A 9,134-nucleotide genomic window follows, 5' to 3' on the forward strand; every position below is an offset into this window, starting at 1 on the left:
AGGTCAACGTGCCGGTGCTCTGGTGGCGCAGCGTGGGTTCCACCCACACCGCCTTCGTGATGGAGACCCTGCTCGACGAGATCGCGCGCAGCACCAGGCAGGACCCGGTGGCCTACCGCATGCAGCTCTTCGGCGACAAGCACCCGCGCCACCGCGCCGCGCTGCAGCTCGCCGTCGACCGCAGCGGCTATGGCAAGAAGCAGCTGCCCGCCGGCCGCGCCTGGGGCGTGGCCGTGCACGAATCCTTCGAATCGGTGGTGGCCTATGTGGTGGAAGCTTCGGTGAAGGACGGCCAGCCGGTGCTGCACCGCGCCACCGCCGGCGTGCACTGCAACCTGGCCGTCAACCCGCGCAGCGTGGAAGCGCAGGTGCAGGGCGCCGCGGTCATGGGCCTGTCGATGTGCCTGCCGGGCGGCGCCATCACGCTGAAGGACGGCGAAGTGCAGCAGGGCAACTTCGGCGACTTCACCGTGCCGCGCATCACCGACATGCCCGAGTTCGCCGTGCACATCGTGCCGAGCGCGGAACCGCCCAAGGGCATCGGCGAGCCGGGCCTGCCGCCGCTGGCGCCGGCCTTCGCGAACGCCATCGCGCAACTGACGGGCAAACCGCTGCGGCAGCTGCCGTTCGACCTGGCTGACACAAAACCGGCATGAGCCGCACCCCGACGCGCAAGCACTGAGCCGGGCGGGCACGGAACGGTGTGCGCCCTAACGGCGCAGCGCCGGCGAAGCTTCGGCTTCCTCGATGTGCCCACCCAAAGCGGCATTCGGGCTCGGCTCCGCAGGCCGCCGAAGCGTTGCTTCCTGGGCCAGCCGCGTGGCGATCGCCTGTTCGACGGCCCGGCGCGGCGCAAGCTGCATGCGGCCGCACTGGGCGCAGCGATAAAGCCGCAGCGAAGGGAACAGGCGCATCCACAGCCGCCGCTGGAGCCGTTTCATGTGGGYAAAGCCGCACGTGCAACTTGAAAACAGGTTGTGCAAGACAAGCTCCAAAGGGTTCACGGCACCGAGCTTGTCTGTCGCTGGAACCTCTCAGCTCCAGGCAGCTACGTTGCGTAATTGTTTGTCTAAATTTCGCGCCATTGTGTTGAGATTGGTAACTGTTAACACTCCCACAAAGTGGTGAGTGGCTGTGCGGACCGTTGGGGTATGCCGATGCCCGCGGCATGGGATGCAAGGGGCTCAGGGCGTGCTTTCCGGCCGCGGCACGCCCAGCTTGCGCAGCGTCCGGTGGAAGTTGCTGCGGTCGATGCCGGCCTCGCGCGCCGCATTGGCCACGTGCCCGCGGTGCCGCGCCAGCGCATCGGCGAGCCAGGCGCGCTGGAAGGCCTCGGTGGCTTCGCGCAGCGTGGCGCCGCCACTGCCAACGCCCGCGTGCTGGCCTGCCGGCGCCGGTGCAGGTGGCGCAGGCGACGCTGCCGGACCGCCGGCCGCCGCAGCCTCCAGCGCCAGGTGATGCGGCTCGATCGCCGTCCAGCGCGCGCCGCGGCGCTGCTCCCTGAAGGCGCGCAGCGACGCGCGGCTGATCACATGTTCGAGCTCGCGCACGTTGCCGGGCCAGCCGTGCGCGAGCAGGGCGGCCTTGGCGGCCGGCGACAGCCGCAGGTTGCGCGCGCCCAGGCGATGCTGGTTCTCTTCAAGGAAGCCGCCCGCAAGCGCCACCACGTCGCGGCCGCGCTCGCGCAGCGGCGGCACGACCAGCGGATAGACCGAGAGCCGGTGGTAGAGGTCGGCACGGAAGCGGCCCTGCGCGATGGCCGCGGGCAGGTCGCGGTTGGTGGCCGCGATCACGCGCACGTCGACCTTCAGCGTGCGGTCGCTGCCGGGCCGCTGCAGCTCGCCGCTCTGCAGCACGCGCAGCAGCTTGGCCTGCACCGTCAGCGGCAGTTCGCCCACCTCGTCGAGAAAGAGCGTGCCGCCATCGGCAATCTCGAACTTGCCGTTGCGGTCCTGCACCGCGCCGGTGAAGGCGCCGCGCTTGTGGCCGAAGAGCTCGCTGTCGGCCAGCGTCTCGGGCAGCGCCGCGCAGTTCACCTGCACCAGCGGCTGGTCGCTGCGGCGCGAGCGCGCATGCAGGCGCTGCGCCACCAGGTCCTTGCCCACGCCGGTCTCGCCGAGCAACAGCACCGTGAGGTCGGACACCGCGACCGTGTCGATCTCGCTGCACAGCTGCTTCATCGCGGGGCTGCTGCCAAGGAGCTCGCGCGTGGCGCCGCGGCCCGAGCGCAGGGCCTGGGCCACGGCCTGCTCGCGCATCGCGCGCGCTTCCATTTCCTGGATCGTGTGGGCGGCCTCGATGCCGGTCTCGACCAGCGCCACCAGCGCGTCGAGCTGCGCCGGGCCCACGGCCTCGAAGGTGCCGGCGTCGAGCGCGTCCAGCGTCAGGAGGCCCCAGGTGGCGCCGCGCAGGCGCAGCGGCGCGCCCATGCAGTCGTGCACGGGCAGGATGCCCGGCTGGCCCGCGACCAGGCCGTCGTACGGGTCGGGCAGGCCGCAGTCGTGCGCGAAGCGCAGGCCCCGCTCGCTCTCGAGCAGGCGGGCAAAGCGCGGGTGCGAGGCCACGGGGAACTGCCGCCCCAGGGTTTCGTCGCTCAGGCCGTCCACGGCCAGCGGCCGCAGCACGTCGCCGTCGAGCCGCAGCAGCGCGGCGGCATCGCATCGCACGAGGCCGCGCGCAGCGGCAAGGAGCGAGCGGTAGCGCTGCGCCTCGGTGGCCGCAGCCGCTTCGCTTGTGGTCGAACTGACACTGTTTGTGGTCATAAATACAACATGGATCCTGTTGCGAATTTGACCACGCATCGCAAATCCCCAGTGGCGGCGGGCACTTGCGAGGGGCCAGGAGCTGGCACGGATCGTGAGAAGGAAAAGCATCCCAACTGCCGACCCCGAAAGCCACAGATGACCCCGCAAAACATCGCCATCGTCAAAGCCACCGTTCCCGCGCTCCAGGCGCACGGAGAGGCCATCACCAGCCACTTCTACCGGATCATGTTCGAGAGCCATCCGGAGGTGAAGGCCTTCTTCAACGAGGCGCACCAGGCCGCCGGCAGCCAGGCCCGCGCACTGGCGGGCGCGGTGCTGGCCTATGCCACGCACATCGACCGGCTCGAAGAGATTGCCGGCGCGCTGCCGCGCATCATCCAGAAGCACGCCGCGCTTGGCGTGCTGCCCGAGCACTACCCGATCGTCGGCGGCTGCCTGCTGCAGGCCATCAAGGACGTGCTCGGCGAGGCCGCGACCGACGAGATCATCGCGGCCTGGGCCGAGGCCTACCAATCGCTCGCGGCGCTGCTGATCGCAGCGGAGGAAGAGGTCTACCGCGCCAACGCCGCGCAGACCGGCGGCTGGCGCGGCGAGCGCGAGTTCCGCGTGGCGCGCCGCGAGCAGGAGAGCGACGTCATCACCTCCTTCTACCTGGAGCCGACCGACGGCGGCCCGCTGCTCGCGTTCTCGCCCGGCCAGTACCTCACGCTGGTGCTGAACATCGACGGCGAGCCGCTGCGGCGCAACTATTCGCTGTCCGATGCGCCGGGCAAGCCCTTCTACCGCATCAGCGTCAAGCAGGAAGAGGGCGGCCGCGCCTCCAACTGGCTGCACGAGAAGGCCGGGGTCGGCACGGTCTTGCGTGTGCAGGCGCCTTGCGGCGACTTCGTGCTGCAGCCCGCGGGCGAGCGCGTGCGGCCGCTGGTGCTGGTGACGGGCGGCGTGGGCATCACGCCGGCCATGAGCATGCTCGAGTCGGTGGCGCACACCGGCCGTCCCGTGCACTTCATCCACGCCGCGCGGCATGGCGGCGCCCATGCGTTCCGCTCGCGCGTCGATGCACTGGCGGCCCGGCATGCCAACGTGAAGCCGCTCTACGTCTACGACGCGCCGCGCGAATCCGACCGGCCGCATGCGACCGGCTTCGTCACGCGCGAGCTGCTCGCGCAGCAACTGCCGGCCGACCGCGACGTCGACCTCTACTTCCTCGGCCCCAAGCCCTTCATGAAGGCGGTGTATGCGAGCGGCCTGGCGCTGGGCGTGCCCAAGCAGCAGCTGCGCTACGAGTTCTTCGGTCCGCTGGAGGCGCTGGAGGCATGAGGCGGGCTACCCAGTTGGGTCGACGCTCCGGCCTCGCGGGTATAGGATGAAAGTGCACTCACGAGGAGATCCCAAATGCCCGCCCTGAACGCCCCCGAGAGCAGCAGCAGCCGCGCCGTCGAACGCGCGCTGGACGAAAGCAAGCAGGTGAAGAAAACGGTGGAGGAAGCCGCCGACGAGCTCGCCGTCGTTCACGTGGTGCTGGACAAGGGCGTCTCCGAGGACACGCGCACCGACGACCTCGACCGCGCGATCGAGCAGACCGGCCAGATCGAGAAGAAGCTGTCGAAATCGGTCGATCTGCTCGAGAAGGTCGCCGAAGCGCTGGAGACCGAAAGCAACCGCAAGGCGTCCTGAGCAAGCCCCGGCGCGCGCTTCGGCGGCGCGCTTCCTGGGCACCGTCTCCAAGTCGAGAAGCTTGCCTACAAGGACGAGCAGGGCCGGGCCGTACAAAGACCGCATTGGTGGTTGCGTTCCGATGTCCCAAGAGCCTCCAGACGCCGAAAGCGTATGCATGCCGCTCACTACGATCCTTGTCGAGGACAGCCGGACGATCCGGGACAACCTGATTCCCGCACTCGAAGAGCTGGCCGGCGCCCGTGTGGTGGCCACCGCCGAGACGGCCCAGGCCGCCATCGATGCGCTTGCGCAGCATGGCACCTGGCAACTCGCGGTCATCGATCTCTTCCTCAAGGAAGGTTCCGGCCTCACGGTCATCCGCTCCTGCCAGGGCCGCGCGAGCAACCAGCACGTCATCGTCCTCACCAACTATCCAAGCGCTGAGATGCGCCGCCGCTGCCTGGCGCTCGGCGCCGATGCGGTGTTCGACAAGTCCACCGAGCTCGACGCCTTTTTCGAGCACTGCCTGGGCTACCAGGCCCCCTGAGCCTGCGTGCGGACAGCCGTCCATGAAGAACTCTCCCGCCAGAGGCCTGGGCCGTGCCCGCTGGGTTCCGGGCAACCGGGTCTCGCTGCTGGAGAACGGAGAGGAGTTCTTTCCGCGCGTGTTCGAGGCGGTGCGGCGCGCGCAGCGCGAGGTGCTCATCGAGACCTTCATCCTGTATGAAGACAAGGTCGGCACGCAACTGCATGCCTGCCTGTGCGAGGCGGCCAGGCGCGGCGTCCGGATCGACCTGCTGGTCGACGGCTTCGGTTCACCGGATCTCTCCGAGGCCTTCATCCAAGAGATGGCTGCGGCCGGCGTCCGGCTCCGGGTGTTCGATCCGGGCCACAGCATCCTGGGGCAGCGGCTGAACCTGCTGCGCCGGATGCATCGCAAGATCGTGGTGGTCGACGATGCCTGCGCCTTCGTGGGCGGCATCAACTTCTCCGCCGATCAGCTGCTCGACTTCGGCGCCACGGCAAAGCAGGACTATGCGGTGGAACTGAACGGGCCGATCGTGCAGCTGATCCATCGCTTCGCCGCGCGTGCGGTTGCCGCCGACAAGAAGAAGGCGCAGCAAGGCGCGCGCAGCCATCGGCCCGCGCCGCCGGAGCGCCAGCAGGAAGGCAGCGGCCACGCCACCGGCCATGCGCGCGCCGGCGAAGCCGAAGTGTGCCTGGTCACCCGCGACAACTGGCGCCACACGAACGACATCGAGCGCCACTACCGCGTGGCCATCCGCAGCGCACGGCAGCGCGTGGTCATCGCCAATGCCTACTTCTTTCCCGGCTACCGCCTCATCCAGGACATGCGCAACGCGGCGCGGCGCGGCGTCGACGTGCGCCTCATCCTGCAGGGCGAGCCGGACATCCCGATCGTCAGGATCGGGGCCCGCATGCTGTACCACCACCTGCTGCTGGCGGGCGTGAGCATCTTCGAATACTGCGAACGGCCGATGCATGCCAAGGTGGCGCTCACCGACGACTGCTGGAGCACCGTGGGCTCGAGCAACCTGGACCCGCTGAGCCTGGCGCTCAATCTCGAGGCCAACGTGGTCGTGCACGACCCGGCGTTCAATCGCGCGCTGTCCGAGCGGCTCGAGCACATGAACCGCAACTGCAAGCGGATCGGGGCCGCGGACCTGGACAAGTGGAGCAGCTGGCGGCTGGTGCGCAGCTTCGTCGTCTTTCACCTGCTGCGGTGGTATCCCTCATGGATCGCATGGCTGCCGCGCCATGCGCCCCGCGTGACCCCGCTGGGCCGCTGAGCGCTGCGTTCACTGATGCCCGGCCTGAGCCACCCACACCGTCTTGATGTTCACGAACTCCTTGATGCCGTAGCCCGACAGCTCGCGGCCGTAGCCGCTGTCCTTCACGCCGCCGAAGGGCAGCCGCGGATCGGAGCGGACGGCCTCGTTGACGAACACGCAGCCCGCCTCGATCGACTCGGCCGCGATGCGCTCGGCGCGGGCCAGGTCGCGCGTGATGACGGCGGCGCCCAGGCCGAACGACGAGTCGTTGGCGACGGCGATGGCCTCTTCCTCGCCCCGCACCGGAATGACCGCGGCCACGGGGCCGAACAGCTCTTCGTCGTATGCGGGCATTCCCTTGGCGACGTCGGTCAGCACGGTCGGCGGGTAGTAGGCGCCCGGGCCTTCGGGAACCTGCCCGCCGAGCAGGCAGCGCGCGCCGCGCTGCACGCTCTGCGCGACCTGCCGGTGCAGCGCGTCGCGCAGGTCGTGCCGGGCGAGCGGGCCGATTTCCGTCGCCATGTCCAGCGGATCGCCTTGCCGCGCCGCCTTCATCTTCTGCACGAAGCGCTGCTCGAATTCGCGCCGCACCGGCTCGACGACGATGAAGCGCTTGGCGGCGATGCAGCTCTGGCCGCCGTTGACCAGCCGGCCCTTGGTGCACACGCTGGCGGCCAGGTCGAGGTCGGCGTCCTCCAGCACCAGGTAGGGATCGCTGCCGCCGAGTTCGAGCACCGTCTTCTTCAGCATCTCGCCGGCCTTGCGCGCCACCGCGCTTCCGGCCGGGCCGCTGCCGGTCAGCGTGAGCGCGCGCACCAGCGGATGCCCGATGGCCGCATCAACCTGCGCATTGCCGATCAGCAGCGTGCGGAACAGGTGCTCGGGCACGCCGGCCTCGCGCAGTATCTGCTCGATCGCGAGCGCGCAGCCCGGCACGTTCGACGCATGCTTGAGCACCGCCGCATTGCCGGCCATCAGCGCGGGCGCGGCGAACCGGAACACCTGCCAGAACGGGAAGTTCCAGGGCATCACGGCCAGCACCACGCCCAGCGGATTGAAGGTGACGAAACTCGTGCGCGCCTCGGTGTCGGCCGGCTCGCGCGCCAGCAGCCGCGCGGCGTTGTCGGCGAAGAATTCGCAGCATGCCGCGCACTTCTGCGCCTCGGCAATGCCGTCGCGCAGCGGCTTGCCCATTTCGTGCGCCATCAGCCGGCCCCAGGTGCCGGACCGTGCGCGCAGGATCTTCGCCGCCTCGCGCAGGTGCTGCGCGCGCTGCTCGAACGAGGTGCCGCGCCAGGCCAGGAAGGCCTCGTGCGTCTTGCCGATGATGTCGTCGACCGCGGCACGCGGCATTTCCGCATGGGCCTCGAGCTTCTCGCCGGTCGCGGGGTTGATGGATTCGATGGTCATCTTGCTGCCTGCCCTCACTTGCCGGCCTTGTGCGCGGCCCGCGTGCGCGCTGCCTTGCGGGCGGCATGCGAACGCTCGGCGGGACTCTTGGTACGCGCCGCCTTGCGCGCCGCTGCCGAGCGCTCTGCCGCGGTGCGCTCCTTGGACGCGGCCTTGGCATGCCGGGCCAGCGCCGGCCTGGACGCCGCGGCCTGGCTTTCGTGCTGCAGGGCGCCGATGGTCGCGCGCGAGCGCTTGCGCGACACCTTGGCATCCGGCTTGTCGCCGGCCTCCAGCGCCTGCTGTGCGCTGCGCCGCGTCTTCTCGGAGACCGTGCCCTTCTTGGGCACGGGCAGGTCGACGCCCGCGCGGCGCGCCTTCGACAAGCCGATTGCAATGGCCTGCTCGGGCGAACGCGCCCCGTGSCKGCCTTCRCGGATGTGCTCGATTTCCTCGCGCACGAACTCGCCGGCCTGCGTGGTCGGCGCCTTGCCTTCGCGCTTGTCGCGCTCGGCGCGTTCGATGGTTTTCTTCTCGGGCATGGTGGATCTCCCGCAGTTGAAATTTCACTCTAGGCCGCTGGCGCACCGCGGGTGTAGGGCGCCGCGACCTCGTCGATGTAGGCCTTCGACGATGCAGGCGATCACGCGCGTGGGGCGCCGAGTCCTACAGAGGGGAGGCGGCAATTTTTCGCAAAGTGTTCACGAGGCCCCGGCGCCGGCCGCCTCGGCCGGACCCGCCGCGTGGCCTTTCAACCGAAGAGGAGATTTCTCATGCACACGATCAAGGATGTGATGAGCCGGGACGTGCAAGTCATCAGTCCCGATGCGAGCATTGCAGAGGCCGCGCGGCAGATGCGCGACGGCGACTTCGGCATGATGCCGGTCGGCGCGAACGACCGGATGATCGGCTCCATCTCGGACCGCGACATTGCCGTGCGCGCGGTGGCCGAAGGCCGCGGCGCCGACACCAAGGTGCGCGAGGTGATGTCCGACCGGATCCGCTGGGCCTACGAGGACGAACCGGTCGAACGCGCTGTCGCGATCATGGGCGAGTACCAGATCCGCCGGCTGCCGATCGTCAGCCGCGACAAGCGCCTGGTGGGCATCGTGGCGCTGGGCGACCTTGCAGTCAGGGAAACCGAGTCCGAACCCGCGGCCGAAGCGCTGTGCGAGATCTCGGAGCCCGCCTGAGCACTGGCGCCCGCGCCGAGGTTGGCGATTTCCTACAGCGCTCCCGCATCCCTCTGACAGAAGTGGGCGATGCGGCGGCGCAGTCTGGAGTTGGATGTGGTGCGCCCCTCCGGGGCTCCGACGGTGCTCATGTGGAATCGAGCGAGCACGACGAGAACGGGGCCGGACAGGCCGGCGCAAACGCCAATGAGCGTGGCTCGTGGGCAAGGCGCATGGCATGAAAGGCGCACCACGTCCCCCTTTGAAGCGCAGCGGCCGGCCGCTGCCTTTCTTTCTCTTTCTCTCTCTTGCAAACACGGCCGAAAGGATTTCCCCCAATGAGCAAGACCCAACTC

General features: G+C 69.4%; 10 protein-coding genes. 6 read left to right on the top strand and 4 right to left on the bottom strand.

The window, feature by feature from the left end; genetic code table 11:
- Positions 1–656 (top strand): molybdopterin cofactor-binding domain-containing protein (locus AC1DOC_RS08475; protein ID WP_478129659.1); only part of this gene is annotated, 656 nt, incomplete at its 5' end.
- A gap of 54 nt (positions 657–710) precedes the next feature.
- Here AC1DOC_RS08475 and AC1DOC_RS08480 read toward each other — a convergent pair.
- Complete coding sequence (locus AC1DOC_RS08480) at positions 711–983, bottom strand: hypothetical protein (RefSeq protein ID WP_478129660.1); 273 nt, start codon at positions 981–983, stop codon at positions 711–713.
- A gap of 201 nt (positions 984–1,184) precedes the next feature.
- Positions 1,185–2,762: a nitric oxide reductase transcriptional regulator NorR gene (norR, locus tag AC1DOC_RS08485; protein ID WP_478080918.1), complete on the bottom strand. Its 1,578-nt coding sequence runs from the start codon at positions 2,760–2,762 to the stop codon at positions 1,185–1,187.
- Positions 2,763–2,900: 138 nt separating this feature from the next.
- Here norR and hmpA point away from each other — a divergent pair, with 138 nt between their 5' ends.
- The 4 genes from hmpA (at position 2,901) to clsB (ending at position 6,235) form a co-directional block, all read left to right on the top strand.
- On the top strand, positions 2,901–4,085 hold the full coding sequence (hmpA, locus tag AC1DOC_RS08490; protein ID WP_018906985.1) for an NO-inducible flavohemoprotein: 1,185 nt from the start codon (positions 2,901–2,903) through the stop codon (positions 4,083–4,085).
- 75 nt (positions 4,086–4,160) lie between these two features.
- On the top strand, positions 4,161–4,442 hold the full coding sequence (locus AC1DOC_RS08495; protein WP_018906986.1) for a hypothetical protein: 282 nt from the start codon (positions 4,161–4,163) through the stop codon (positions 4,440–4,442).
- Between the two features lie 157 nt (positions 4,443–4,599).
- Positions 4,600–4,971 carry a response regulator gene (locus AC1DOC_RS08500; RefSeq protein WP_369664612.1) on the top strand — a complete coding sequence of 124 codons (372 nt, stop codon included), beginning with the start codon at positions 4,600–4,602 and terminating at the stop codon, positions 4,969–4,971.
- 22 nt (positions 4,972–4,993) lie between these two features.
- Positions 4,994–6,235: a cardiolipin synthase ClsB gene (gene clsB, locus AC1DOC_RS08505; protein WP_418148292.1), complete on the top strand. Its 1,242-nt coding sequence runs from the start codon at positions 4,994–4,996 to the stop codon at positions 6,233–6,235.
- Between the two features lie 9 nt (positions 6,236–6,244).
- On the opposite strand, the gene AC1DOC_RS08510 is transcribed toward clsB, so the two are convergent.
- Together AC1DOC_RS08510 and AC1DOC_RS08515 are read right to left on the bottom strand one after the other, a co-directional pair.
- Positions 6,245–7,627 (bottom strand): NAD-dependent succinate-semialdehyde dehydrogenase, encoded by a 1,383-nt coding sequence (locus tag AC1DOC_RS08510; RefSeq protein ID WP_478080920.1) that lies wholly within the window; start codon positions 7,625–7,627, stop codon positions 6,245–6,247.
- A gap of 14 nt (positions 7,628–7,641) precedes the next feature.
- Complete coding sequence (locus AC1DOC_RS08515; RefSeq protein ID WP_478129661.1) at positions 7,642–8,148, bottom strand: transcription elongation factor; 507 nt, start codon at positions 8,146–8,148, stop codon at positions 7,642–7,644.
- A 231-nt stretch (positions 8,149–8,379) separates the two neighbouring features.
- Here AC1DOC_RS08515 and AC1DOC_RS08520 point away from each other — a divergent pair, with 231 nt between their 5' ends.
- Positions 8,380–8,799, top strand: a complete 420-nt coding sequence (locus tag AC1DOC_RS08520) for a CBS domain-containing protein (RefSeq protein ID WP_015866352.1) — start codon at positions 8,380–8,382, stop codon at positions 8,797–8,799.
- The last annotated feature ends 335 nt before the right edge of the window (positions 8,800–9,134 follow it).

Source organism: Variovorax sp. 01T439_2, assembly GCF_056398445.1.